The following is a 23,845-nucleotide window of genomic DNA, read 5'->3' as shown; positions in this document are numbered from 1 at the left end:
CTCGCCTGCTGCTTCAGCGACGCCGCCTTCGGGCGGCGTTTTTCGTTCAGGCCCGCAAGCGCAGCCGCATCGACAGCCCCACCGGCCCCATGGCCAGCTGCAGATGCTCGCGCGGCGCCTGGCCGTCGGGCGTGTCGACGGCGGTGAGGTCGAAATGGCGCAGCAGCGTGGCGATGGCCAGCTTGATTTCCATCAGCGCCAGATAGCGCCCGGGGCAGATGCGCGGCCCGGCGCCAAAGGGCATGGACAGGCGCTTGACGGCGCCGGCCTGCTTGGCGTCGCCCAACCAGCGTGCGGGGTCGAAGGCGGTGGCGTTGGGCAGGTGGCGCGCGCTGGTGGCATCGCGGCGCATCACGGCCATGACGATCATGCCGGCCTGCACTTGCACGTCGCCCACGCGTGTGTCGCGCACGGCCTGCAAGTTGTTGAGGGGCGCCACCGGCCGCAGCCGCATGGTCTCGTGCGCGCAGGCCTCGACGAAATCCAGCGCGCCCAGTTGCTCCAGGCTCGGCAGGCCGGCATCGCCACAGACGCGGTCCACCTCGGCCTGCGCCTGGGCCAGCGCCTCGGGGTGCTGCCACAGCAGCCAGATCATCCAGGCCAGCGTGTTGGCCGTCGTGTCCTCGCCGGCCAGCAGCATGGTGAGCACATTGCCGGCCACCTGCGCGTCGTCGATGCCGCTGTCGGGCGCATCGGCGGCCACCAGCATGGCCTCCAGCAGGTTGCCGGGTTGGGCATGCAAGGCCGGGTCGGCCGCCAAGCGGGCCCGCGCCTTGGCGATGAAGCCCTGCACGGCGACATCGATCTCGGCCACGCTGTGCGTCAGCGCGCGGTCCTCGGCCGACGGCCACCAGCGCCACAAGGGCAGCGGCGCAAACATGCGCTTGAACAGCATCGGAAAGATGCGGTTCAGATGCTGCTGGATGACGTCCTCGTCGGACTGCAGCGTGTTGACGTCCTCGCCAAAGGCCAGGCCGGCGACGGCGTCGACCGTGAAGCGCATCAGATCGGCCTGCAGAGCGATGGTCTTGTCCTCGCGCGCCGCGATCTGCCAGCGGCCGATGAGGCGCTCGGCCACGCGCAGCAGGAAGGGGTAGTAGCGCTTCACATGCACCGGGTCGAAGCCGGCCATGACCATGCGCCGCTGGCGCTTCCAGACCTCGCCGTTGGCAGCGAACAGGCCCGCGCTCAGCCCCATCTCGCGGCCGACGTCCTCGAGCCTCTGCGTGCGCCGGAAGCCATCGGGCCGGTCGCGCAGGGCGGTGCTGATCAGCTCGTGGTCACCGACGATGACGAGGCGGCGCTTGCCCAGCTTGAGCTTGAAGATGGGCCCGAATTCCTCGCACCAGGCCTCGACCTGCTGGTGCACCCGCGTCGAGTCGATCTGCAGCAGATTGCCGAACACCGGCACGCCACGCGGGCCAGGCAAATCATCGAACTGGCGCAGCGCGCCAATGGGAGGGGCGGCGAGGGTGTCCATCGGGGCAGTTTAGGAGGCGGGCTCCTCATCAGCCTCGTTCAGTTTGTGGAGGTCGATAACCTCGCTCACCAAAGCCATCGGTCTGACGGCAATTTCGGCGTATGGCGCCACACAAACCTGGCAGCCCATGCCAGTGCGACGCCCAGCAGCAGCCATAAGGAAACCAAGCCCCAGCTTCCCAGCAGCAAATGGGAAGCCTCCCATAACCAGGCCCAACGTCCTTTGAAAGGAGGGGCTGACGGATTGATGGCTTCGGCCAGCGCAGCGACAAACGCCAGAGCCGAAAACATCGCCAACATGCGGACCAACCAACGCACTTCCTGAACGCTCCCTGAGAGGGGAATACCCTTCATGACGGCTCGGCTTGAAATCATCAAGCGGTAAAAATCTTCCCTGGATTGAGGATCCCCAGCGGATCCAGCGCCTGCTTCACCGCCCGCATCAGCGCCACCGCCTCCTCACCGGTCTCGTCCAGCAGGAAGCCCTGCTTGTGCAGCCCGATGCCATGCTCGCCCGTGCAGGTGCCCTCCAGCGCAATCGCCCGCGCCACCATCTGCGCGCTCAGGCGCTCGGCTGTCGCCAGCTCCTGCGGATCAACCGGATCCAGCAGATAGGCCATGTGGAAGTTGCCGTCGCCGACATGGCCGACGATGAAATAGGGCAGACCGGCGGCTTCGACCTCGGCGATGGAGGCGTTGATGTTCTCGGCCAGGCGCGAGATGGGCACGCAGGTGTCGGTCGTCACCGCGCGGCAGCCCGGGCGCATCTGCAGGCCCGACAGATAGGCGTGGTGGCGAGCGGTCCAAAGGCGCGTGCGCGCCTCGGGCGTCGTCGCCCACTCGAAGGCCTCACCGCCGTGATCAGCGGCAACGTCCTGCACCACCGCCGCCTGCTCGGCCACGCCCGCTTCGCTGCCGTGGAATTCCATCAGCAGCATGGGCGCTTCCTTCAGCCCCAGCTTGTCATGCGCGTTGACGGCCTTGATCGCGTTGGCGTCCAGCAGCTCGCAGCGGGCGATGGGCACGCCGATCTGGATGATCTGCATGGCCGTACGCACGGCGGCGTCGATGCTGGGGAAGAAGCAGACCGCCGCCGACACGGCCTCGGGCAGCGGATGCACCTTGACCGTCAACTCGGTGATGACGCCCAGCGTGCCTTCGCTGCCGATGACGAGGCGCGTCAGGTCATAGCCGGCACTGCTTTTCCTGGCCCGTGAGCCGCTGCGCACGACTTCGCCACTGGCCGACACGAAGCGCAGCGCCAGAACGTTCTCGCGCATGGTGCCGTAGCGCACGGCGTTCGTGCCGCTGGCGCGCGTGGCGGCCATGCCGCCCAGAGACGCATCGGCGCCGGGGTCGATAGGGAAGAACAGCCCTTCGTGTTTGAGCGCCTCGTTCAGCGCCTTGCGCGTCACGCCGGGCTGCACGGTCACCGTCAGGTCCTCGGCGTCGATGCGCAGGATGCGGTTCATGCGCGACACGTCCAGGCTGATGCCGCCCTGCACGGCCAGCAGATGGCCTTCGAGCGATGAGCCGGCGCCGTAGGGAATGACCGGCACGCGGTGCTGCGCGCAGAGTGCCACCACGCGCGCCACTTCGGCTTCGCTCTCGGCAAAGACGACGGCCTGGGGCGGCGGCACGTCGAACACCGATTCATCGCGACCATGCTGTTCGCGAACGGCCAGCGCGATCGAGCAGCGCTCAGTGAAATCGGCCTTGAGGGCATCCAGCAGCGCGGCCGGCAGCGGCGCGGCAGGGGAAAAGTGGTCGGGCGCGTTCATCGGCGGCTCCAGGGGCGACACAAAGATTGTGTTGCAGCGGCGGCGCCATGGTGACAGCATGGGCCTCACAGTGAAATTGGGAGATCTGCATGGACCCCACCCTGACCTGGCTGCTGCTGATCGTCGCGGCGATCCTCATCGTGCTTGCGGCGATTCGCCCGGACATGCTCGTCGCCCGCTGGCGCGAGCTGTTCATCGGCACACAGCGGCCCGACCAACCACCCCCGCTGAAGATGGCGGCTCACGACCCGACGAACGAGCTCTGAGCGCCTAAGGCGGCATTCAGGCGCAGCGCCGGCTTCAGCCGGGGCTGACCCGCCACGCCGCCGCGCCCAGCAGCACCACCTGCAGCTGCTGCACGAAGTTGTCCATCATCTCGGCCTCCAGCAGCGGCTGCTGGGGCGGCAGGTCCAGCATCTCCGGCGCGGCCGCCAGCATGGTGTTGACGATCAGGCCGCACACCATCTGCAGCGTGGCGGTGGGCATGTCCGGGTAGGCGCCGATGGCGCGGAAGTCCTGTGCCATCTCGTTGGTGAAGTGCCTCACCTCGTTGCGGATGGCCAGGCGCAGGATGCGGCTGCCGCCGCCGCGCTCGCTGCTGATGAAGAGGAACAGCAGCCGGTGCTGCTGCACATAGCTGCAATAGACCTCGACTGACACGCGCACGCGGTCGGCCGGCGCGGCGCCGCCCTGGCGCGCCTCGCGCAGCAGACGACGCAGGCTGATGCCGACCTCCTCCACCAACGCCAGGCCCAGCTCGTCGGTGTTGCGAAAGTGGCGGTAGAAGCCGTTGGGCACCATGCCCGCCTCGCGGGCGATCTCGCGGATGCCCAGGCTGGTGAAGCTGCGCCCCTCGCCCATCAGCGCCAACGCGGCCTGGGTGAGGCTGGCACGGGTGAGGTCCTTGCGCTCGGCGCGGGACAGTTTGTCGGCAGCGGTGTCGGACATGGTGGCTGGTTTGTGAACACTCGTATCGTAGCTTCACCCCGTCCGTCTGCCTATTTGTGCACAGCAACGGAGTACCGCCCGGGTTGAGTGGCTTGTCTGTTTGTGTACGAACGTACACAATGCAAGCATGCAAACGCGCCACCCCGCCCGCCTCGAAACCCTGATCCGCCCGCTGCGCACGGCGCTGCAGCACCCCTGGGTGGCGGCCATCGTGCGCGAGAGCGCGGTCGAGGACAGCCTGCAGGCCCTGCACCCGCTGCTGTCCCTGCATCAGGTGAAGGCACGGGTGGTCAAGTGCATCGCCGAGACGGCCGACACCCGCACGCTGCTGCTGCGCCCCAACGCGATGTGGCGTGGCGCACGCGCTGGGCAGTTCGTCAGCCTGACGGTGGAGATCAACGGCCGGCGCCACGAACGCATGTATTCGCTGACCTCGCGCCCGGGCTCGCGCCTGCTGGCCATCACGGTCAAGCGCCAGGGCTTGGTGTCCACGCATCTGCATGAGAGCGTGCACGTGGGTGATGTGCTCACGCTCGGCCCCGCGATGGGCGAGTTCGTGCTGCCGGCCGTGCTGCCGGACAAGATCCTGCTGCTCAGCGCCGGCAGCGGCATCACGCCGGTGATGGCCTTGCTGCGCGAACTGCAGGCGCGCGGCGCGGCCGACCGCGTCGTCTTCGTGCACAGCTGCCGCAGCCCCGCCGAGCAGATCTTTGCTGCCGAGCTGGCGGCCCTGCCGGGGCTGGGCCTGATTCAGCACTTCACTGCCAGCGCCGGCCGCCTCACGCCGACCGCCTTGCAGGCGCAGGTGCCCGACCTGGCCGAGCGCGCCACCTGGGTCTGCGGCCCGGCCGCGCTGATGGATGCCATGCATGCGCACTGGCAGGCCCACGGCATCACTGCACCGCTGCACAGCGAGCGCTTTGCCGCCGCCCCGCTGGCAGCCGAGCCATTGAGCGCGCCCGTTCACATCCAGCTGCTGCGCAGCGCCACGGGCTTCGCGTCGCTCGGCGCCGCCCCGCTGCTGAACCAGGCCGAGGCCGCCGGCCTGGCGCCCAAGCATGGCTGCCGCATCGGCATCTGCCGCTCCTGCCAATGCGTCAAGCGCAGCGGCACGGTGCAGCACCTGCACACGGGCGAGCTGTCCAGCGCGCCCAACGAATTGATCCGGCTGTGCGTCAGCGCCGCCCGCTCCGACCTCGAACTGGATCTTTGATCATGCACACCCTGACCCGCTCCCAAGTCGACGAATTCCAGGCCGAGCTCGATGCCATCCGCGCCGGCGTGATGAACTCGCTCGGCCAGGCCGATGTCGATCACATCCGCAAGATGATTGCCATCTGCCGCATCAGCGAGGTGGGTGGCCGCGCGCTGCTGCATTTCGGTGTCGGCCCCTTGAGCTGGATCGCCGGCGTGCTGGCCCTCGCCCACGCCAAGATCCTGGACAACATGGAGATCGGCCACAACGTCATGCACGGCCAGTACGACTGGACCGGCGACCCGGCGCTGAACTCCCAGACCTTCGAGTGGGACATCGCCTGCGACGGCGAGGCCTGGCGCCATTCCCACAACGTCACCCACCACACCTACACCAACATCCTCGGCAAGGACCGCGACCTGGGCTACTCCCTGCTGCGCATGACGCCCGAGCAGAAATGGAAACCGCGCCACTGGCTGCAGCCGCTGGCCAACCTGATGCTGGCGCTGGGCTTTCAGTACGGTGTCGGCTCCCACGACCTGGAGCTGGGTCGCTACAAGCATGGCGCCATCCCCAAGCCGGTGTTCAAGGAGCGCCTGAACCGCTTCCTGAGCAAGGTGGGCAAGCAGTGGTTCAAGGACTATCTGCTGTTCCCGGCGCTGGCGCTGTGGAGCGCGCCGCGCGTGCTGGCCGGCAACTTCGCGGCCAACCTGATCCGCAACCTGTGGACCTATGTGGTGATCTTCTGCGGACACTTCACCGAGCACGTGGCCATCTACCGCCAGGAAGACTGCCTCAACGAGACCCGTGGCGACTGGTATCTGCGCCAACTGGCCGGCTCCAGCAACCTCACCGGCGGGCGTGCTTTTCACATCCTCACCGGCCATCTGAGCCACCAGATCGAGCACCACCTCTTCCCCGACATGCCGGCGCACCGCTACGTCGAGATCGCGCCGCAGGTGCAGGCGCTGTGCCGCAAATACGGCCTGCGCTACAACACCGGCAGCCTGTTCAGGCAGTACCTCACCGTGATGAAGCGCATCCTGGTCAACACCTTGCCGCCCAAGGCCGCCGTGGCCTGAAGATTCAGGCAGGATGCAGGTCCGATCACCGACCTGCACCGCCATCATGGGCAACCGACTTTCACAGATCGCCACCCGCACCGGCGACGACGGCACCACCGGCCTGTCCGACGGCAGCCGCGTGCCCAAGACCCATCTGCGCGTGCAGGCCATGGGCGACGTCGACGAGCTGAACTCCAACCTCGGCCTGCTGCTGGCCGAGCCCCTGCCCGACGACGTCCGCGACCTCATCGTCACCATCCAGCACGAGCTCTTCAACCTCGGCGGCGAGTTGTCCTGGCCGGGCGGCGAGCTGCTGAAGGACGCCGCCGTGCTGCGGCTTGACGAGGCGCTGGAGCACTACAACGAGCATCTGCCGCGGCTCAAGGAATTCATCCTGCCGGCCGGCACGCGCAGCGCGGCCATCGCCCATGTCTGCCGCACGATTGCCCGACGTGCCGAGCGCGCCGTCATCCAGGTGGCCGCTGCCGAGGCCGTGCGCGCCGCGCCGCGCCAGTATCTGAACCGCCTGTCCGATCTGCTCTTCGTGCTGGCCCGCGTGCTGAACCGCGCCAATCTCGACGGCCTGGGCGGCGACGATGTCTACTGGCAGAGCGAGCGCATGAAGCGACTGGACGCGGCCGAGAACTGAGGCCCCCTTGCCCGCCGAGCCGGACGACTACCAGGACACGCGCCCGCTGCGAGCGCACCAGGAACGCCTGCATGCCCAATGGGGCCGGCCGCGCGCCCATTACGTTGCCAACCACGTGCCGGCCGCGCAGCGCGTGCTGCTGGGCCTGGTCAGCCTGACCTGGGTTTCCTGGGCCTTGATCGGCGTGCTGTCGGGCCACATGTTCTTCTTCGTGGGCGTGCCGCTGCACTTCAGCGGCATCCCGGCCCTGGTGTTTTCGCTTGCCGCGCTGGCCAGCGCCGCCGCCTGCTCGGTGGCCATCGTCGACCACCACGACCGGCGCGACAACGAGCTCTCCTACCAGCGGGCGCGGCGCCACCTGTGGTGGGTCGCGCTGTGGCTCTGGGTGCTGGCTGCCGCCGTCGGCATGAGCGAGGAGTTGGGACTGCTGCCCTACACCGATGGCCGCGTCGGCCTGCTGACGACCCAGCGCCTGCACGATCTGCTGGCCTCGGAGACGCTGCAGCGCTTCCTGCTCACCCATCCCATCGGCAGGTGGTGCGCCATCACGGTAGGCTGGTGTGTGGCCGGCCTTTTCCTGCTGCACAAGGCGGGCCGGCTGCACGCCGAGAACGCCCGGCGCGACGCCGGCGTCTGGCTGATCGCGCTGATGGCCATGATCATTCCCGCGCTGGCGAGCTGCAGCCTGCTGATGCTGGACCTGCTGGCGCCCGGCGAGATCACGGGTTGGCAGGCCCACGAGGAGGAGTTCCGCAGCACCCAGGCCTGGCTGCTGTCCGGACTGCTGACCTGCGTGAGCGCCACGCTGCTGTGCATCGCGCTGTTCATCATCGTCGTGCTGCAGCAGCTCGGCGTCCTGCCCCTGCCCGACGCGCAGCGCAAATCCTGAAGCCCTCGACGGCCCAGGCGCGAATGCGGTCTACTGGCGGCAACCCGCGGCTGAAGCGGCTGCACCCGGCCGCCCATCGCACCCTCGGAGTTGTTCCATGAAGATCACCGGCCAATGCCATTGCGGCAGCATCCGTTTCTCGGCGACGGCAGACCCTGGCAAGGTGTTTGCCTGCCACTGCGCCGACTGCCAGATCATCTCGGGCGGGCCCTTCCGCGCCGTGGTGGCCATCCCGGTCGATCAGGTCGAGCTGCAGGGCTCGCCCAAGAATTACGTGAAGGTCGCGGCCAGTGGCAACCGCCGCGCACAGGCCTTCTGCGGTGATTGCGGTACGCAGCTGTTCGCTACCGAGGCGGACGAACCCAAGACCCTGAACATCCGCCTGGGCTGCGTCAACGAACGCGCCCAGCTCAAGCCCGTGATGCAGGTCTGGAAAGACTCGGCGATGCCCTGGCTGCCCGAACTGGACAGCATCCCGGCTCATACGCGGGGCCGCGACAGCCCACTGGCCTAACGCTTGCGCCGGCCCCAGACCTTGTAGGCCAGCCAGGCCCAGCGCAGGCCGCGCCAGAGCTTGCCGCGACGGTCCGGCCCGGCACCGGCGAAGAAGGCCGCACCGCCGCCGGCTGCGGCGAGCACGATGGGGTTGGACAGCAAATCGCGCCAGGACAGGATGCGCCGCACCCAGCCGTCGGCGCGCTGGCCGATATCGTCCACCGACAGCGCGGCCTGGCCGCGCATCAGCTCGGAAGCCAGCAGCAGATTGGCCTTGCGCTCACTGCGCTGCCGGGGGTCGGCCGGGATCCTGGGAATCATGGCCGGCGCCGCAGCGCATCGGCGTCAGCACGCAGCTCACCGATGCTGGACTGGAAAAGGCTGGCCGGCTGGTCGATCAGCTTCTTCACCTTGAGCACGGCGACGACGGCAGCGGCGATGAGCACGACCGTGCCGCCGCCCAGGGCCAGCAGCCGATGGTCGTCCCAGAAGGCGACCGTGATCAGCACCAGCCCCATCAGCAGACCAAAGCCCGCCAGCAGCGCGGCCAGCACGGCCCACAGCAGCAGGCTGGCGATGCGCTCCTTCTCCTCCTGGGCCTCGATGGCGAACAGCTCGAGCCGGATGCGGCTGAGCGTCAACAACGAGACGCCGAGCCGCCGCAGCGGTGCGGAGACGGGTTCCTTGGCGTCGCTCATGTCAGCTCAGCCCGAGACACATGGCTTCGCGGGCCGAGCGCCGGGCCGCTCCCAAGCCGGCCCGCCTTGGGCGATGTGCTTGCCGGTCGATCCGGCAAGCATCGCCGTCCCCGCGGGGGACCGGCCAAGGTACACCTTGGACGAGGGGCTTCAATGACGTCAACGGCGACCGATCAGTACGCCAAGTGCCAAACCAACGGCGGCCGCAGCACCAATCGCCTGCCAAGGATTGGCATGGACGTAATCGTCGGTCGCAGTTGCAGCATCCTTGGCGCGCTGGAGAGCTTCATGCTGCGCATCCAGCAGTTTCTCCTTGGCGCCGGACAGCCGGTCCTGGATACGGGCGCGCAAGGCCTTGACCTCGCCATCCGCCTTGTTGGTCGTGGCCGTCATCAGCGCGTCGATGTCGTCCATCACTGCGCGGAAATCGCTGGCCAATTTTTCCTTCGCCTGGGTGGTGTCACTCATCGCTGGCTCCTCGGTCGGGGATCAAACACAGGGCAAGCCTAACGCGATTGACTCGCACGCAACACGCACCACCACGAATGAAGCGGACTTGTCCTACAAGGCCGCGGCGGCCTGCTTGAGGCGCGCCGCATACGCCTCGCGCAGCGCCGCGGGCGCCACGACCTCGACCTGGCCGGCATGGCGCAGCAGGTCCATCAGCAGCTCGGTGTCGTCTACATAGGGCAGGCGCAGGCGCCAGCGGCCATCGGGCAGGAATTCGCTTTGCTGGGCGGGGTGCCACTCTTCGCGCGACACCCAGGCGGCTGTGCCGGCGCTGAACACGACCTCCGCCTCACGCGTCGTGCCGCCGGCAAAGATGCCGTAGCCTTGGTCCAGCTCGGCTTCCAGCTCGGACAGCGGCACGGGCTTGGCATCGGTCTCCAGCAAGGTCGCAGCCTCGATGCCGTCGAGGGCGAAACGGCGGTAGGCGTCGCTGGCGTGGCACCAGGCGTCCAGATACCAGGCATGGCGGTGGTGGACGAGGCGCTGCGGCGAGACCTCGCGCTCGCTGCCGGCACCGTCACGCTTCTTGCGGTAGCGGATGGCCAGGCGCTTGCGCTTGACGACGGCGCTGCCCACGGTCTCAAAACTGTCGCTGGCCATGCGCCGCCGCGCCGTGCCGATCAGCCTGACGCGGCGGCGCAGTTCGTCCGCTTCGGCCGCGTCCACGCCCAGCATGCCGGTGATCTTGTCGAACATCGGCTGCAGATGGCGGCCGACAACGCCTTGCTCGTCCAGGCCGGCCAGCATCTGCTGCATGGTCAGCAGGGCATGCAGTTCGGCCTCGTTGAACCAGACGCCTGGCAGCTCGTGCTTGCCGCAGCGCCACTGCTGGCCGAAGCGGTAGCCGTTCTCGGCGGCGTCGTAGTCGATGGGGGCGTCCATGCGCTCGCGCAGATAGGCCAGGTCGCGCTTGAGCGTGGCGGGCGACACCTCCAGCGCCTCGAGCAGGGTCGCGAAGGACACGCAGCCTTTGGAACGGATCAGCTGTTCGATCTTGTAGAAGCGTTCGGTGCGGTCCATGTCAGGGAAATTTCCTGAAAATATTTACAGTGTTTTCGAGGTGGATCATCTCATGAGCTAGGTAGCTCGCAAACTGCTTGCAAGGCCGCGAACTTCATCGGCGAGCCCAACGACAGGAGTTCCGAAATGCAAGCCGTCATCAACACCCAGATCGCCACCCGCCCCGCCCTGGTCCAGTTCGATCTGGACATGGACGACGCCCCTGTCGCCATCAGCGCCCATGAGCGCACCGGCCTGGCCCTGGGCCGCGACTACGCCCTGCATGGCGTCACGCCGCCCATCGCCCACCTCTACCCGCAGTCGCCGCTGCAGCGTGGCTGGCTGGCCGGCCGCGGCCGCACGGTGCGCGCACCGGCCAGCGCCCAGGTGGAGCGCTGGCTGGCCCTGCGCACCCATGCCTGGGCGCGTGGCCGCAGCTTCGAGGACATCCAGCTCACGCCCCACCACCTGGCCCAGCTCGACACCCGGCACTGCCCCATCACCCGCGAGCTGCTGGACGAAGACAGCGCCAGCATCGACCGCGTCCGCGACGACGCCGGCTATGCGGCTGGCAATCTGGCCGTCATGAGCCAACGCGCCAACCGGGCCAAGGGCCACCGCGGCCATGCCGCCCTGGCCGACATGGCCGCCAGCTGCGCCGCCGGCCCCATCACCCGCATCGGCGGCCTGGCCGAAGCCGAATGGGAGCGCCTGGCCGTGCTGGCCAGCTTCGTCACGCCGCTGAGCCATGAGCAAGCCGCGCTGATCCCGCTGCGCGTGCTGCCGCCCAACCGCCTGCGCCTCTTCAACCCCATCCAGGCCCTGCAGGCCCTGGTCACGCGCCAGCTCGCCACGCCGGGTTGGAGCGCCCGCCTGAGCCGCCTGGAAGCGCTGCTGCCGACCGACACCCTGCGCACCGACTTCAACCGCTTCCTGCTCGCCCTGGCGCCGCGCGTGCTGGCCGCCGCCGAGCTGCAGGAGCCGCACCAGATCCGCTGGGCGCTGGAAGACGCCTGGACCCTGCCGCTGGTGCAAAAGCGCTGGGCCCGCTTCGCGCTGCAGCTGACGGCCGAGCAGGCCGAGAACCTCGTCGAGCGCGCGGCGGCCAAGAAGCTCAGCCCCGTGCACATCCAGCGCCACGACGACGCCACCGACGGCTGGGCGTTGGCGAGCAACGGCTACGCGGCATGAATTGCGACCCCTCGTCCAGTCTCGTCCAGCTGAACGCGGACGTGTCTGAACGGTCTTGCAGACCGCGCAGCCGACGACGCGGCTGMTCTTCGGCAGGCACGACAAGTCCACAGGACTTGCCGTGTCCGGCCTCAGCCCCCGCGGGGACGGCGATGCTTGAGGCATTGCGCCTCAAGCACATCGCCCAACGGGCCGGCTAGGTGAACTGGAGTCGGACACAAGCAGTCCCTGCGGACTGCTTGTGCCTACGGAAGGACATGGGCCTCTGGCCCATGGCAGGCCCAGCGCTCGGCCCGAAATACTTAAAACAGCGACGCATGAAAACGAAAGCGCCCCGAGGGGCGCTTTCTCTTGGCGCGGACGGGCCTGGTCTTAGACGAGCGAACGATGCAGTCGGATCTCTTCGACGCGTGCGCCGCCGACTTCCGTCGTGCGGGCGCTGCCGAGTTCACGCTTGAAGCCGGCCAGCTCGAAGAAGCGCAGGGCGCGCTCGTTGCGCAGATAGCACCACAGCGTGGCCTTGGTGCAGCCTTCTTCCTGCAGGCCGTCGCGCGTGGCATCCCACAACGCCAGGCCCACGCCCTTGTCCCAGTGCACGGGGTCGGCAAACATGGCCCAGACCTCGCCGGTGGTGGCGGGCGTGCCCTTGTCGCGCGAACGGTCGAAGCCGGCGAAGCCCATGATCTTGTTGTCCAGATGGGCAACGATGACCTGCGGCTCGCAGAGGTCGATGGCCTCGCGCCAGAAGGCTTGGCGCTTCTGCACCGACATCGAATCCAGCGCGGCCACAGGCAGCAACGCCTTGTAGGCATCCTGGCTGGAAGCGACGTGAATCTCGGCGATGGCTTTGGCATCGCGCAGGGTGGCGGGGCGAACCTGGATCACGGACATGGAACTCTTGAGCAATAGCACGGGGACGAAAGGGCGCGATTGTCCTAGCCCATCGCCTCGGAGTCAGCTCTTGACAGAAAATTTTCCTGCGCTCCAGCAGTCTTTCTTCGCGACTTCACGTGTTCGACAAGGCCGCGCCTGAGCCAGCGCAGCGGCGTGCGCTGCAGCTCCCGCATCAGGGCATGGTCCACCACGGCGTCGCCCAGGTCCAACGAAAAGCGCTTCGCGACCTCGGCTTGAACCTTCAGTAACAACTCCGCCGTCACGCGGGCATCGGCCATGGCCCGGTGGGCACGGCCATCGAAGCGGATGTCGTGGAACCGCGTGATCGCACCCAGGCCATGGCTCTTGGCCTCGGGCCACAGGCGGCGCGACAGCAGCACCGTGCAGGCGAACTCATGGGCCGGGTCGGGCGCGACACCGGCGCGCGCCATCTCGGCCTGCCAGAAGCCCCGATCGAAAGATGCGTTATGCGCCACCAGCGGGCAACCCACCGTGAAGCGGGCCAGCTCGCGCATGACGCTCGCTGTATCCGGCGCACCCGACAGCATTTCGTTGCTGATGCCGGTCAGGGCCTGGATATGGGGCGGCACCCAGGCGCCGCTGTTCATCAGGCTGCTCCAGGCATCGACAACCATGCCGCCGCGCACCAGCACGGCCGCGATCTCGGTGGCTCGACCGCCCGTGCTGGGCCCCAGGCCCGTGGTCTCGAAGTCAACGACGGCGATGGTTTCCATCATCTTCATCAAGACTTCTTCTTGGGCGGGTGCTTGACCGCATTCATCGCCAGCTTGCGCTCGACGGCGGCATCCAGGTCGACGCCACCGTGGTCGGCGATCTGCACGAGGTAGAGCAGCACGTCGGACAGCTCCTCACCGAGATGGCGGCGCTGGTCGGCGTCGAGGCTCAGTGATTGCTCGGGCGTCAGCCACTGGAAGATCTCCAGCAGTTCGGCGGCCTCCACGGTCATGGCCATGGCGAGGTTCTTCGGGGTCTGGTAGGGCTGCCAGTCGCGGTCGGCGGCGAACTGGCGCAGGCGCTGCTGCAGGGTCGGAATGTCCATCAGGGGAGAGCGAATGCAGGTCGTTGCACGGACGAAAGTGTCCGATGTATTCCTAAACGGTATTCAAGATTTCAAAGGTAGTGGTCGTAGTAGTGGGCCGCCCGCGCTGTGGACAAGCGCAAAAAGTCCTTAGGGCACAAGCGCTTGGCCGCCGCACAAGCCTGTGCGCCGAGGCCTGATGGATTGACCCCCGATTGGGTACAACTTCGCGAAAGGCCTGAAGCCTGTGGATATCCGGGCAGTTGTCCCAGCGCCATCCACAGACTTGCCCCGGGCGGCCGCGGGCTGGCCTTCCTCAAGCCTTCACCGTTGTTTCTTTACGCGCACTGAGGGGAAAAACGAACGATCGTTCTAAAAAGCTGCGGCTAGAGTTGCGCTCCCGAATTGAATGCACTGCGATGTTGCGGTGTCGCCTAGGAGACAACAATGAAACCCTTCCTCACCCGGATCGCTGCCGCCACGGTGGCGCTGTTGGGCAGTGTGCTGGTCGCCGGCTGCGGTGGTGGCGGTGCCACGGCCGACACGACGCCCAAGATCTCCATCACTGCGGTCAAGGTCTTTGGTGACAGCATCCAGGACAGCGGCACCTTCGGCTACAAGTTCACTGTCCAGAGCCCGGACAACCTGATCTACGCTGAACGCATCGCGGCCAACTATGGCCAGACGCTGTGCAACTTCTTCGTCTTTACGGGCACGACCTTCGCGGCCAACACGGCCAAGACGGGCTGCACCAACTACTCCATCGGCGGCGGCCGCATTACCTACACCGGTGCCGGCGGCGCGGCCAACCCGCTCAATGTGGGCACGCAGATGGCCACCTATGCAGCAGCCGGCAGCTACAGCTCCAGCGACCTCGTCATCATCGACGGTGGTGGCAATGACGCGGCCGACCTCGTCGGCGCCTATCTGACCATCCCCAAGGACGCCGCCAAGACCTATTCGGCCCTGCTCGGCACGCTGCTGACGCCCGCCCAGATCGGTGCCGCCCTGCAAGGTGGCGCCGCGACGACGGCCCAGATCGGTGGCACCTACATGACGGCCCTGGCCGACAAGTTCTACGCCCAGATCAAGGCCAGCGTGCTCGACAAGGGCGCGACCCATGTCGTGGTCATGAACATGCCCGACGTGACCTACACGCCGCGCTTCCAGATGGTGCTGGACAGCATCGCCGCAGCCAGCGGTGGCGGCACAGCCGGCGCCACGGCGCGCGCGCAGTCGCAGGCCGTGTTCCAAGGCTGGATGACGGCCTTCAATACCGAACTGGCCGCCAAGTTCGCCGGCAACGACAACGTCATCGTCATCGACTTCTACAAGGCCTTCCAGGATCAGGTGGCCACGCCGGCCCAGTTTGGCTTGAGCAACGTCAAGACACCTGCCTGCCCCATCGCAGGTGTCGGCAGCGACGGCCTGCCCACGTACAACTTCCCGGCCTGCACGGCCGCGGCCCTGTCTGCTGCACCGCCCGCTGGCGTCAGCGGTGGCGCCGACTGGTGGAAGAGCTATGCCTTCTCCGACAGCTTCCACCCCACGCCCTATGGCCACCAGCTGACCCAACAGCTGATCGCCAAGTCGCTGGCCACCAAGGGCTGGCTGTAAACCGCGCCTCGACACACGGAGATAACCCATGAAAACCAAGTTCCTCCTCGGTGCCGCGGCCGCCCTCATCGCGTCCCTCGGTGCAGGCAGTGCCTTCGCCCAATCGGCCGGCAGCATCGTCATCTACGGCGGCGCCGCCCAGATCAACCCCCATGTCGAGAGCGGTGACCTGACGGCACCCAGCCTGGCCGGCACCAAGGTCGACGTGAAGAAGGCTTCTTCCTTCGTCGGCGGCATCACCTACTACTGGACCGACAACATCAGCATCGACTTGCCCGTCGCGCTGCCGTTCAAGCACGACGTCGTCGGCGCCGGCGCCATCGAGGGCGTGGGCAAGCTGGGCACGGTCAAGTCCCTGCCGATGACGCTGCTGGCCCAGTACCGCTTCGGCGAAGCCAACAGCACTTTCCGCCCCTTCGTCGGCGCAGGCATCACCTACGGCTACTTCTTCAAGCCGAAGTCCACCGCCACGCTGTCGGGCATCACCGGCGGCACGCCGAGCAACCCGACCACGCTGTCCATGAAGAGCCGCTTCGGCACGACGATGGAACTGGGCGGCGCCGTCAACCTCACCAAGGACTGGTCCGCCAGCCTGTCGGTCACCAAGACCTTCATCAAGACGACGGGCAGCCTGTCCACCGGCCAGACCATCGAAACGACGCTGGACCCGGTGTCGATCAAGTTCGGCATCGGTTATCGCTTCTGACCCGGCTCCGGCCGATCAGCAAAAGGGAGCCTGCGGGCTCCCTTTTTCATGGTGCCGGGAGTGGTTCTCGTCACAGATGGTGACATTTGGCGGCATAGTCCGCGCGCCGTTCGCGCCGACCGCGAGCGAGCACCTGATCAAACATCCAACGGGAGGGAAATCATCATGTCGATTCGCGCATGGCTGGCCATCGGAGCCGCCGCAAGCCTGAGTGGCTGCGCCATTCATCAAACCGTGCAGCCCGTCGAGAAGCTGCAGGCCAAGCAGATCTGCATCGTGCAGAACGGCGATGTCAGGGAAGGCTTCCTGGACAGCTACAAGCGTGCGCTGACGGCCAAGGGCTTTGCGGTGCGCCAGCTGCCGGCCGGTGCCTCGCTGGTCGAATGCCCGATCACATCGACCTACACGGCCAACTGGCGTTGGGACCTGGCCATGTACATGGCCTACGCGGAAATCAAGGTCTACAGCGACGGCAAGCCGGTCGGTGAGGCCAAGTACGACTCGACGCGCGGCGGCGGCAATATGGGCAAGTTCATCGACGCCGACAAGAAGATCACCGAGCTGGTCAATCAGCTGTTCCCGGGCGGCGCTGGCGCCTGATCCGCTCCACCGGTGCATGGCAAGGGAGCCCTTGGCTCCCTTTTTCATTGCCGGCTGTCAGGTTGCGTCCTGGCTTGGCGACTCAGTCGCATGAAGCTGCATCCTCTGCTGCTGGCCTTGGCCGCACCCCTCGTGATCGCCCAGACCTGTCCGGTCGCCACCACCGTCCAGAGCGCTGCGACCGTGCCGCGCGTCGTCGAGCTCTACACCTCCGAGGGCTGCTCCTCCTGCCCGCCGGCGGATCGCTGGCTGAGCTCGCTGAAAGGCCAGCGAGGCGTCATCCCGGTGGCCTTTCACGTCGACTACTGGAACGGGCTGGGCTGGCCGGACCGCTTCTCCAGCCCGGCCTTTACTGACCGCCAGAAGCAGGGCGTCGGCGTCAACGGCTCGCGCTATGCGTACACCCCGCAGATCGTCGTCAACGGGCGGGATTGGCGCGGAGCCTCATTGCCGGCGGCGAGCACCGAGCCGGCGCGCGTGCGGCTGGCCTGGAGCCGCAGCGCCAGCGGTGAACTCAAGCTCAGTGCCGAGGCCTTGACTGGTGCGCCCTCGCGCATCCAGCTCTGGTGGGTTCGCGTCGAGGATGGTCACCAGAGCCGCGTTCGCGCTGGCGAGAACCGCGGCGAGACGCTCAGCCATGACAGCGTCGTGCGTGACTACGCGCGGCTGCCAGCCTGGGACGGGCGTGGACGAGGCGAATGGTCGGTGCCGGTGAATGCCGCGGAGCCGGGCCATCCGAGCCGCTGGATAGCCGTGGCGGCCGATGCCCGCGACGGCAGCGTGCTGCAGGCGGTCGAGATCGGTTGCTGACGCGGCTCGGGTTTCGTGCATGACGGGGAGTCCTCCGACACCGCCCGACATGGCATGCGCTCAAACTCGGTCATCCCAGCAAATTCCCGCGCAGCCATGYGACGCCAGAACCTCGTGATGCTGATGGYCGGCCTTGCCGCCTTGAGTGCTTGCAGCAAGCCCGCCGATGCGCCTATGGCACCGCCGGCGTCGGCCCCGGCCGCTTCGGCGCCGTCCAGCGCCTGGGTCGGCAAATGGCAAGGACCCGAAGGCACCTATCTGGAGATCACCGGCGGGCCTGGCACCTACAGCCTCACGGTACAGAACCTGGATGGACCGCGCAGCTTCGATGCCAAGGGCGGTTCCGGCACGCTCTTGTTCACCCGCGATGGCGTGCTCGAAACCGTCCGTGCCGGCACCGGCCCCGAGACCGGCATGAAGTGGCTGGCAGACAAGCGCGATTGCCTGATCGTGAAGGCCGGCGAAGGCTACTGCCGCGATTGACGGATTCCACGCCTAGGATTGAGGAACTCGGGCTTGTCGCCTACCGCTTGCTGGCGGTCAGCGGCGCATCCGCAACCTTGAACTTCTCGTCCATTGCTCACCATCCGCCCAGCCTTGGCTGAAGACGCCCCAGCACTGCAAACCCTTTACGCCGAAGCCATCACCAATGCCGACTGGCTGCCGGACAGCGCCAAGCGGTCTCTCCGCTTCGCCGATGTGTCCGTGAACGAGGAGGTTCACGTCGCGGTTCGCGATGATGGCCAGGTGCTTGGCCTGGTGTCCGTGCAGGTGGGCGATCCCTTCATTCACCATCTCTATGTAGACCCGCTGGTGCGGGGCGAAGGTGTGGGGCAGCAATTGCTGGCGTCGCTCCAGCCCTGGCTGCCCAAGCCGTGGCGGCTGAAGTGCGTGAGCCTCAACACCCGGGCACTGGCCTTTTATGCCAGGGCCGGTTGGCGCGAGGTGGGCAGGGGTGAATCAGAGCACGGCGCCTATGTGGTGCTGATCTGCGACTGATTGCGCCACAACGCCTGCTCAGGCGATCCCGACCACCTTGTGCATCTGCACCGACAGCCGCCATTGCGGGTGTTCCATGCAGTACTTGACCGCCGCCTTGCGGTGCTCACGCTGCAGCACCGAGTCCATCGGCTGCAGGAAGAAGTTCTGGAAGTCCAGGTTCGCGAAGCGCTCCGGCTGGGCCAGCGGCTGCGGGTAGACCAGCTTCAGCTCGTGGCCCGAGGTCAGCACCAGCGGCGCATCGGCCTTGGGGCTGACGCAGATCCAGTCCAGCCCCGGCGGCGCCGGTTGCGTGCCATTGGTCTCGACGGCCACCTCGAAGCCGCGCGCGTGCAGGGCGGCTATCAGCGGCGTGTCCAGCTGCAGCAGCGGCTCGCCGCCGGTGCAGACGACGTAGGGCTTGCCGCCGCCGGGCCATGCTTTCGCAATGGCATCGGCCAGGTCATCGGCCGTCACAAACTTGCCGCCGCCCACGCCATCGGTGCCGACGAAATCCGTGTCGCAGAAAGTGCAGACCGCCGTCGCTCTGTCCTGCTCGCGGCCGGTCCAGAGGTTGCAGCCGGCGAAGCGGCAGAACACGGCGGCGCGGCCGGCCTGGGCACCTTCGCCCTGCAGCGTGAAGAACAGCTCTTTGACGGAGTAGGTCATACGGGGATCAATTCTTCCGAGTCGGCGCGGCTGACGATGGCGCCCGAACCGCGTGTCTCGTACAGGTCCACGCGATCGATCTGCGGCAGCACGCTGCCGCCCTCGCGCAGCACCCAGGCCGCGATCGCGGCCGCGTCGCCATCGGGCAGGTTGGCAATCTCGAACAGCGGGTGGTGATCCAGCCGCTTGAAGATCGGGTTGAACAGCTGCTTCACGTCGCCGAAGTCCACCGTCCAGCCCATGACCTGGTCCAGCGGCGCGGCCAGGTGCAGGCGCAGCGTGAAGGTGTGGCCATGGATACCAGCCAGCGGATGGCCTTCGGGAGCCTGCCGCATGCGAACGGCGCTGTCCAGCGTCATCTCCTTCCAGATGCGGTAGCTCTGGCCATTGAAGTTGGCGCCGCTGGAGCCGGTCTCGTAGACGGTCACCCAGCTCAGCTCCGGCAGCTCGGGCTTGAGCCTGTCCCAAAGCCAGGCCGAGATGTTCTCGCTGGTCGGGTTCTGCAGGCCGGCAATGTCGTTCAGGCAGCGGTAGTTCAGCTCGAAGTGCAGCGGCGCCCAGACCTCGTCGAGGTGGTCGTAGTCGATGGACAGGTCGCGCTCGCCAAGGTCGGCATTGGCGTGCAGGATGACCTCGAAGCCATGGCCGTGCATGCGGCCGCATTGGTGGCCGGCCGGCACATTGGGCAACTGATGGGCCGCCTGGAAGCGGTAGCGCCGCCACACGTGGGCGTGGCCGGCGTTGTCCAGGTCGACGCCGCTGTGCGTGGTGCTCTGCACGCCGACCTGCACGATGCCCGGCACAGCCAGCCGCTGGCGCACCCAGCGCGCGAGGTTCTCGTCGGTGGGTTCGGCGAGGTGGTCGTTCAGCAGCGCATGGTCTAGCGGCGCGACGGTGTCGGCCATGCGCGCACGCAGCGCCTCGACCTCACCACCGGGGAAAGCCGCCCAGCCCGCCGGCAGCGCCGAGCGGACGGTGGCGAAATAGCTGTGGCCATGCAGGCCATGGCTGCGATGGGAGGCGGGCAGGGCAGGAATACGGCAGGCTGACTCGAAGCCGGCTGAGGCACAGTGCAGGACGGAAAGGGACATGCCCCGATTGTCGCGCGGCCCCTTGGGAGGGCCTGTGGCATCTCCGTGGGTCGCGTTTGCGATAAAAAGGGCCGCGAGTAGGCGCGCCGCGAAGCTGTGGCTGGGCGCCTCAGCAAGCGGTGCAACACCCGCGCGGCCCTTTTTATCGCAAACCCACCGGGGCGTGGCTTTGCCGGCGCTGGACGGCGTTGCGAACCTTGCCCAGGCAACCAGCCTGGGCGGCGGTCCGCGCCTTGCCCAGCATCCGGCAAAGACCTCGCCGCGACCCATGGGGATGTCACAGACCCTCCCACCCCGCTTGACTTGAAGTGGGCTTGAGCTTTTAGTCTCCATCGCCATGAATCTCGCTGACCCCGTCGACGCGCCCGAGAGTGCGTCCGAAAAACTCTTTGCCCCGGGCCGCAGCGCCGCTTGCATCGGCGCCGTCGCGCTGATCTCCATGCTGGCCTTCGAGTCCATCGCCGTCGCCACCGCGATGCCGGCCGTGGCCGAGGCGCTGAATGGCCTGCCCTATTACGCGCTGGCTTTCGGCGCGACGCTGGCCACCTCGGTGCTGGGCATGACGGCCGCCGGCCAGCTCTGCGACAAGCGCGGACCCTACCGGGCGGCGCTGGCCGGCCTGGCCGCCTTTCTGGCCGGCCTGCTGCTGGCCGGCTTCGCGCCATCCATGCCGGCGCTGGTGCTGGGTCGTGCGCTGCAGGGCCTGGGCAGTGGCGTGCTGGGCGTGACGCTGTATGTCGGCGTGGGCCAGGTCGTGCCGCCAGCGCTTCATCCCAAGATGTTCGCCATGTTCGCGGGGGCCTGGGTCGTGCCCGGCCTCGTCGGGCCGGCGCTGGCCTCTTTCCTCGTGCAGTTCCTGAGCTGGCGCTCGGTCTTCCTGGCGGTGGCGGCCGCGGTGCCGGTGGCGGCGATGCTGGTGCTGCCGGCACTCAAACGCGTGGGCACGGGCACCGGCGATGCGCTGCGCTGGGGCGCCATGCGCTGGGCGCTGCTGGCAAGCGCAGGCGCGCTGACCCTGCACAGCGCCAGCCAGCAGAGCGGCACCAACTCGGCCCTGCTGTTCGGTGCCGGGCTGGTGGCCGCCGGCATTGCCGCCCGGCTGCTGCTGCCGGCCGGCACGATGAGGGCGGCGCGCGGCCTGCCGACGGTCATCCTGTTGCGCGGCCTCATTGCCGCCACCTTTGCCAGCGCCGAGGCCTTTTTGCCGCTGATGCTGACCCAGCATTTCGGCTGGAGCCTGACCCAGGCCGGCATTGCGCTGAGCGCCGGTGCCGTGACCTGGAGCATCGGCAGCGCCCTGCAGGCCCGCGTGCAAAAACCCGAGTCGCGCCGTCTGCTGCTGCCGGGCGGCTTCACGCTGACGGCGCTGGCCTTGACCATCGTCATCGCCCCGCTGCTGTTCCCCCTGCCCTCGGCCCTGGTCTTCGCGGGCTGGACGCTGGTCGGCCTGGGCATCGGCCTGTCCTTCCCCATCCTGTCGGTGCTGCTGCTCAAGCTGTCGCCGCCCGAACAGCAAGGTAGCAATACCTCCTCGCTTCAGCTCTGCGACGCGTTGACCAGTAGCGCCGCACTCGCGCTGGCCGGCCTGCTGTTCGACCCGGTCACACGCCAGGTTCTGCCGGTGCTGCTGCTGGCTCTGGGCTTGGTCACCGTCGCCGCCTTGCTCAGTCCGAGGGCGCAGCCCGGCGGCTGAAATCGCTTTCGCGTGGTGGCACACTGCGCCGTCTTCCCCGGGAGAGGTGCATGGGTTTCGTGACGACGCGCAGCATGGCCAAGGATTACGACGTCATCGTCGTCGGCTCGGGTGCCGGCGGCGGCCAGACGGCCTACACGCTGGCGCTCGAAGGCGTGAAGGTGCTGATGCTGGAAGCCGGCCGCCACTACGACTTCCGCACCGAGACGCCGATGTTCCAGACCAGCGCCGACGCACCCCTGCGCGGCGCCGGCACGCCGGACAAGCCCTTCGGCTTCTACGACGCGACGGTGGATGGCGGCTGGCAGGTGCCTGGCGAACCCTACACGCAAGCTTCCACGGACGAGACCCAGCGCTTTGACTGGTGGCGTGCCCGCATGCTGGGCGGGCGCACCAACCACTGGGGCCGCATCTCGCTGCGCAACGGTCCCTACGACTTCAAGCCCCACAGCCGTGACGGCCTGGGTTTCGACTGGCCCATCGGCTACGAAGACCTTGCGCCCTATTACGACAAGGTCGAGATGCTGGTCGGCATCTACGGCAGCAGCGAGGGCCTGGAGAACACGCCCGATTCGCCCGACGGCTGCCTGCTGCCGGCGCCGGCCCTGCGCGTCGGCGAGCGCCTCATCAAGAAGCACGCGGCCAAGCTGGGCGTGCCCGTCGTGCCCATCCACCGCGCGGTGCTGACGAAGAAGCTCGACGACGCCCGCCTGCCGGCCTTGCTGCATCCCGGCAACCCGCGCGCCCAGGCCCTCGTTGCCCAGTCCATGCGCGATCGCGCCGCCTGCTTCTGGGCCACGCCTTGCGGCCGCGGCTGCTCCATCGGCGCCACCTACCAGAGCCCCGCCGTGCACCTGCCGCCGGCCCTGGCCAGCGGCAATCTCGACGTGCTTTGCGACGCCATGGTCTACGAGGTGACGACCAAGAACGGCAAGGCCAGCGGCGTGCGCTTTGTCGAGCGCAAGAGCGGCAAGCACATCGAGGCCAAGGGCCGCGCCGTCGTGCTGGCGGCCAGTGCCTGCGAATCGGTGCGCATCCTGTTGAACAGCAAGCCCGGCGGCCTGGCCAACAGCAGCGGCAAGGTCGGCCGCTACATCATGGACACCGTCGGCAGCGATCTGTCGGGCCAGGTGCCCGGCCTCGAGGCCCTCCCCGCCCACAATGAGGACGGCGCTGGTGGCGGCCATGCCTATTCGCCCTGGTGGCTCTATCAGCAGCAGGGCCGCGACTGGGAAAAGAAGCTGGGCTTCCCGCGGGGTTATCACATCGAGATCAGCACCGGCAAGCGCATGCCCACCTCGGGCACCGGCGCGGGCCTGGAGTGGCTCACGCAAGGCAGCTACGGCGCGCGCTTCAAGCAGGACGTGAGGCGGCTCTACGGCAGCTTCGTCTACTTCTCGGGCCGCGGCGAGATGATCCCCAACGAGCAGTCCTGGTGCGAGATCGACCCGACCGTGAAGGACCGCTTCGGCATCCCCGTGCTGCGTTTCCACTGGCAGTGGGCCGAGCACGAGACCCGCCAGGCCGCCCACATGCAGAAGACCTTCGCCGACATCATCACGGCCATGGGCGGCCGCGTGCAGGGCGGCGGACCCGAGCTGGACGGCGTCAAGGCCATCGCGCCGGGCGGCTCCATCATCCACGAGGTCGGCGGCACCATCATGGGCGCGGATGCGCGCACCTCGGTCACCAATGGCTGGGGCCAGACCTGGGATGTGCCCAACCTCTTCCTGTCCGACGGCGCGCCGTTTGCATCCAATGCCGACAAGAACCCGACGCTGACCATCATGGCCCTGGCCTGGCGCCAGGCCGACCACATCGTCGACCGCCTGCGCAAGAAGGAGCTCTGA

At 67.7% G+C, this 23,845-nt stretch carries 28 protein-coding genes; 15 read left to right on the top strand and 13 right to left on the bottom strand.

The features are described 5' to 3' along the window. Positions 1 to 46: 46 nt before the first annotated feature. From AC1D2H_RS06800 to AC1D2H_RS06790, 3 genes are all read right to left on the bottom strand, one after another. Positions 47 to 1,480 (bottom strand): cytochrome P450, encoded by a 1,434-nt coding sequence (locus AC1D2H_RS06800; protein ID WP_478010388.1) that lies wholly within the window; start codon positions 1,478 to 1,480, stop codon positions 47 to 49. A 65-nt stretch (positions 1,481 to 1,545) separates the two neighbouring features. Beyond that, entirely contained in the window at positions 1,546 to 1,833 is a 288-nt protein-coding gene (locus AC1D2H_RS06795; protein ID WP_478010387.1) for a hypothetical protein, read from the bottom strand. A 20-nt stretch (positions 1,834 to 1,853) separates the two neighbouring features. After that, positions 1,854 to 3,260: an FAD-binding oxidoreductase gene (locus AC1D2H_RS06790; protein WP_478010386.1), complete on the bottom strand. Its 1,407-nt coding sequence runs from the start codon at positions 3,258 to 3,260 to the stop codon at positions 1,854 to 1,856. Between the two features lie 89 nt (positions 3,261 to 3,349). Here AC1D2H_RS06790 and AC1D2H_RS06785 point away from each other — a divergent pair, with 89 nt between their 5' ends. Then, positions 3,350 to 3,526 carry a hypothetical protein gene (locus AC1D2H_RS06785; protein WP_477933304.1) on the top strand — a complete coding sequence of 59 codons (177 nt, stop codon included), beginning with the start codon at positions 3,350 to 3,352 and terminating at the stop codon, positions 3,524 to 3,526. A 34-nt stretch (positions 3,527 to 3,560) separates the two neighbouring features. Here the strand turns inward: AC1D2H_RS06785 and AC1D2H_RS06780 are convergent, their stop codons facing one another. Beyond that, positions 3,561 to 4,208 carry a TetR family transcriptional regulator gene (locus tag AC1D2H_RS06780; protein WP_477933302.1) on the bottom strand — a complete coding sequence of 216 codons (648 nt, stop codon included), beginning with the start codon at positions 4,206 to 4,208 and terminating at the stop codon, positions 3,561 to 3,563. Between the two features lie 127 nt (positions 4,209 to 4,335). Here AC1D2H_RS06780 and AC1D2H_RS06775 point away from each other — a divergent pair, with 127 nt between their 5' ends. The 5 genes from AC1D2H_RS06775 (at position 4,336) to AC1D2H_RS06755 (ending at position 8,519) form a co-directional block, all read left to right on the top strand. Further along, positions 4,336 to 5,421 (top strand): ferredoxin reductase, encoded by a 1,086-nt coding sequence (locus AC1D2H_RS06775; RefSeq protein ID WP_478010385.1) that lies wholly within the window; start codon positions 4,336 to 4,338, stop codon positions 5,419 to 5,421. A gap of 2 nt (positions 5,422 to 5,423) precedes the next feature. Next, complete coding sequence (locus AC1D2H_RS06770; RefSeq protein WP_478010384.1) at positions 5,424 to 6,485, top strand: fatty acid desaturase family protein; 1,062 nt, start codon at positions 5,424 to 5,426, stop codon at positions 6,483 to 6,485. A gap of 46 nt (positions 6,486 to 6,531) precedes the next feature. Next, a complete protein-coding gene (locus AC1D2H_RS06765) occupies positions 6,532 to 7,116 on the top strand; it encodes a cob(I)yrinic acid a,c-diamide adenosyltransferase (RefSeq protein ID WP_478010383.1) in 585 nt (194 codons plus the stop codon). A 7-nt stretch (positions 7,117 to 7,123) separates the two neighbouring features. Further along, positions 7,124 to 8,005 carry a hypothetical protein gene (locus AC1D2H_RS06760; protein WP_478010382.1) on the top strand — a complete coding sequence of 294 codons (882 nt, stop codon included), beginning with the start codon at positions 7,124 to 7,126 and terminating at the stop codon, positions 8,003 to 8,005. 97 nt (positions 8,006 to 8,102) lie between these two features. Next, the gene (locus AC1D2H_RS06755) at positions 8,103 to 8,519 is read left to right on the top strand and encodes a GFA family protein (RefSeq protein ID WP_478010381.1); all 417 of its coding nucleotides are present in this window, start codon (positions 8,103 to 8,105) and stop codon (positions 8,517 to 8,519) included. On the opposite strand, the gene AC1D2H_RS06750 is transcribed toward AC1D2H_RS06755, so the two are convergent. The 4 genes from AC1D2H_RS06750 to AC1D2H_RS06735 form a co-directional block, all read right to left on the bottom strand. Then, positions 8,516 to 8,821, bottom strand: a complete 306-nt coding sequence (locus AC1D2H_RS06750; protein ID WP_478010380.1) for a hypothetical protein — start codon at positions 8,819 to 8,821, stop codon at positions 8,516 to 8,518. The two genes, AC1D2H_RS06755 and AC1D2H_RS06750, sit on opposite strands and share 4 nt — an antisense overlap. Further along, positions 8,818 to 9,198 (bottom strand): phage holin family protein, encoded by a 381-nt coding sequence (locus tag AC1D2H_RS06745; RefSeq protein WP_477933289.1) that lies wholly within the window; start codon positions 9,196 to 9,198, stop codon positions 8,818 to 8,820. Before AC1D2H_RS06745 ends, AC1D2H_RS06750 begins: the two co-directional genes overlap by 4 nt. A 159-nt stretch (positions 9,199 to 9,357) precedes the next feature. Then, positions 9,358 to 9,666 (bottom strand): ElaB/YgaM/YqjD family protein, encoded by a 309-nt coding sequence (locus AC1D2H_RS06740; RefSeq protein ID WP_477933287.1) that lies wholly within the window; start codon positions 9,664 to 9,666, stop codon positions 9,358 to 9,360. 93 nt (positions 9,667 to 9,759) lie between these two features. Continuing rightward, positions 9,760 to 10,728 carry a helix-turn-helix transcriptional regulator gene (locus tag AC1D2H_RS06735; RefSeq protein ID WP_478010379.1) on the bottom strand — a complete coding sequence of 323 codons (969 nt, stop codon included), beginning with the start codon at positions 10,726 to 10,728 and terminating at the stop codon, positions 9,760 to 9,762. A gap of 126 nt (positions 10,729 to 10,854) precedes the next feature. Here AC1D2H_RS06735 and AC1D2H_RS06730 point away from each other — a divergent pair, with 126 nt between their 5' ends. Further along, positions 10,855 to 11,898 (top strand): hypothetical protein, encoded by a 1,044-nt coding sequence (locus AC1D2H_RS06730; protein ID WP_478010378.1) that lies wholly within the window; start codon positions 10,855 to 10,857, stop codon positions 11,896 to 11,898. A gap of 372 nt (positions 11,899 to 12,270) precedes the next feature. Here AC1D2H_RS06730 and AC1D2H_RS06725 read toward each other — a convergent pair whose 3' ends face one another. From AC1D2H_RS06725 to AC1D2H_RS06715, 3 genes are read right to left on the bottom strand one after another with little or no spacing between them, the layout of a single operon-like run. Further along, entirely contained in the window at positions 12,271 to 12,789 is a 519-nt protein-coding gene (locus tag AC1D2H_RS06725) for an N-acetyltransferase family protein (protein WP_477933281.1), read from the bottom strand. Between the two features lie 44 nt (positions 12,790 to 12,833). Continuing rightward, positions 12,834 to 13,535 (bottom strand): 3'-5' exonuclease, encoded by a 702-nt coding sequence (locus tag AC1D2H_RS06720; protein WP_478010377.1) that lies wholly within the window; start codon positions 13,533 to 13,535, stop codon positions 12,834 to 12,836. Beyond that, complete coding sequence (locus AC1D2H_RS06715) at positions 13,535 to 13,852, bottom strand: nucleotide pyrophosphohydrolase (protein WP_478010376.1); 318 nt, start codon at positions 13,850 to 13,852, stop codon at positions 13,535 to 13,537. Before AC1D2H_RS06715 ends, AC1D2H_RS06720 begins: the two co-directional genes overlap by 1 nt. 426 nt (positions 13,853 to 14,278) lie before the next feature. On the opposite strand from AC1D2H_RS06715, the gene AC1D2H_RS06710 reads away from it, so the two are divergent. From AC1D2H_RS06710 to AC1D2H_RS06685, 6 genes are all read left to right on the top strand, one after another. Continuing rightward, positions 14,279 to 15,448: an SGNH/GDSL hydrolase family protein gene (locus AC1D2H_RS06710; protein ID WP_478010375.1), complete on the top strand. Its 1,170-nt coding sequence runs from the start codon at positions 14,279 to 14,281 to the stop codon at positions 15,446 to 15,448. 28 nt (positions 15,449 to 15,476) lie between these two features. Further along, positions 15,477 to 16,154 (top strand): OmpW/AlkL family protein, encoded by a 678-nt coding sequence (locus AC1D2H_RS06705; protein WP_478010374.1) that lies wholly within the window; start codon positions 15,477 to 15,479, stop codon positions 16,152 to 16,154. Between the two features lie 165 nt (positions 16,155 to 16,319). Further along, the gene (locus AC1D2H_RS06700; protein WP_477933272.1) at positions 16,320 to 16,754 is read left to right on the top strand and encodes an Sbal_3080 family lipoprotein; all 435 of its coding nucleotides are present in this window, start codon (positions 16,320 to 16,322) and stop codon (positions 16,752 to 16,754) included. Positions 16,755 to 16,844: 90 nt separating this feature from the next. After that, positions 16,845 to 17,564 carry a DUF1223 domain-containing protein gene (locus AC1D2H_RS06695; RefSeq protein ID WP_478010373.1) on the top strand — a complete coding sequence of 240 codons (720 nt, stop codon included), beginning with the start codon at positions 16,845 to 16,847 and terminating at the stop codon, positions 17,562 to 17,564. A gap of 117 nt (positions 17,565 to 17,681) precedes the next feature. After that, entirely contained in the window at positions 17,682 to 18,047 is a 366-nt protein-coding gene (locus AC1D2H_RS06690; protein WP_478010372.1) for a hypothetical protein, read from the top strand. Positions 18,048 to 18,140: 93 nt separating this feature from the next. Further along, the gene (locus AC1D2H_RS06685; protein WP_478010371.1) at positions 18,141 to 18,563 is read left to right on the top strand and encodes an N-acetyltransferase family protein; all 423 of its coding nucleotides are present in this window, start codon (positions 18,141 to 18,143) and stop codon (positions 18,561 to 18,563) included. A gap of 18 nt (positions 18,564 to 18,581) precedes the next feature. Here AC1D2H_RS06685 and queE read toward each other — a convergent pair whose 3' ends face one another. Together queE and AC1D2H_RS06675 are read right to left on the bottom strand one after the other, a co-directional pair. Beyond that, a complete protein-coding gene (gene queE / locus AC1D2H_RS06680; protein ID WP_478010370.1) occupies positions 18,582 to 19,211 on the bottom strand; it encodes a 7-carboxy-7-deazaguanine synthase in 630 nt (209 codons plus the stop codon). Beyond that, the gene (locus tag AC1D2H_RS06675; RefSeq protein ID WP_478010369.1) at positions 19,208 to 20,302 is read right to left on the bottom strand and encodes a 6-carboxytetrahydropterin synthase; all 1,095 of its coding nucleotides are present in this window, start codon (positions 20,300 to 20,302) and stop codon (positions 19,208 to 19,210) included. Before AC1D2H_RS06675 ends, queE begins: the two co-directional genes overlap by 4 nt. A 337-nt stretch (positions 20,303 to 20,639) precedes the next feature. Between AC1D2H_RS06675 and AC1D2H_RS06670 the strand changes: the two genes are divergently transcribed. Continuing rightward, positions 20,640 to 21,995, top strand: a complete 1,356-nt coding sequence (locus AC1D2H_RS06670; RefSeq protein ID WP_477933261.1) for an MFS transporter — start codon at positions 20,640 to 20,642, stop codon at positions 21,993 to 21,995. A gap of 50 nt (positions 21,996 to 22,045) precedes the next feature. Then, positions 22,046 to 23,845 carry a GMC family oxidoreductase gene (locus AC1D2H_RS06665; RefSeq protein ID WP_478010368.1) on the top strand — a complete coding sequence of 600 codons (1,800 nt, stop codon included), beginning with the start codon at positions 22,046 to 22,048 and terminating at the stop codon, positions 23,843 to 23,845.

The organism is Roseateles sp. P1_C1_2 (assembly GCF_056406535.1).
This window is presented reverse-complemented; position numbering and strand designations above follow the sequence as displayed.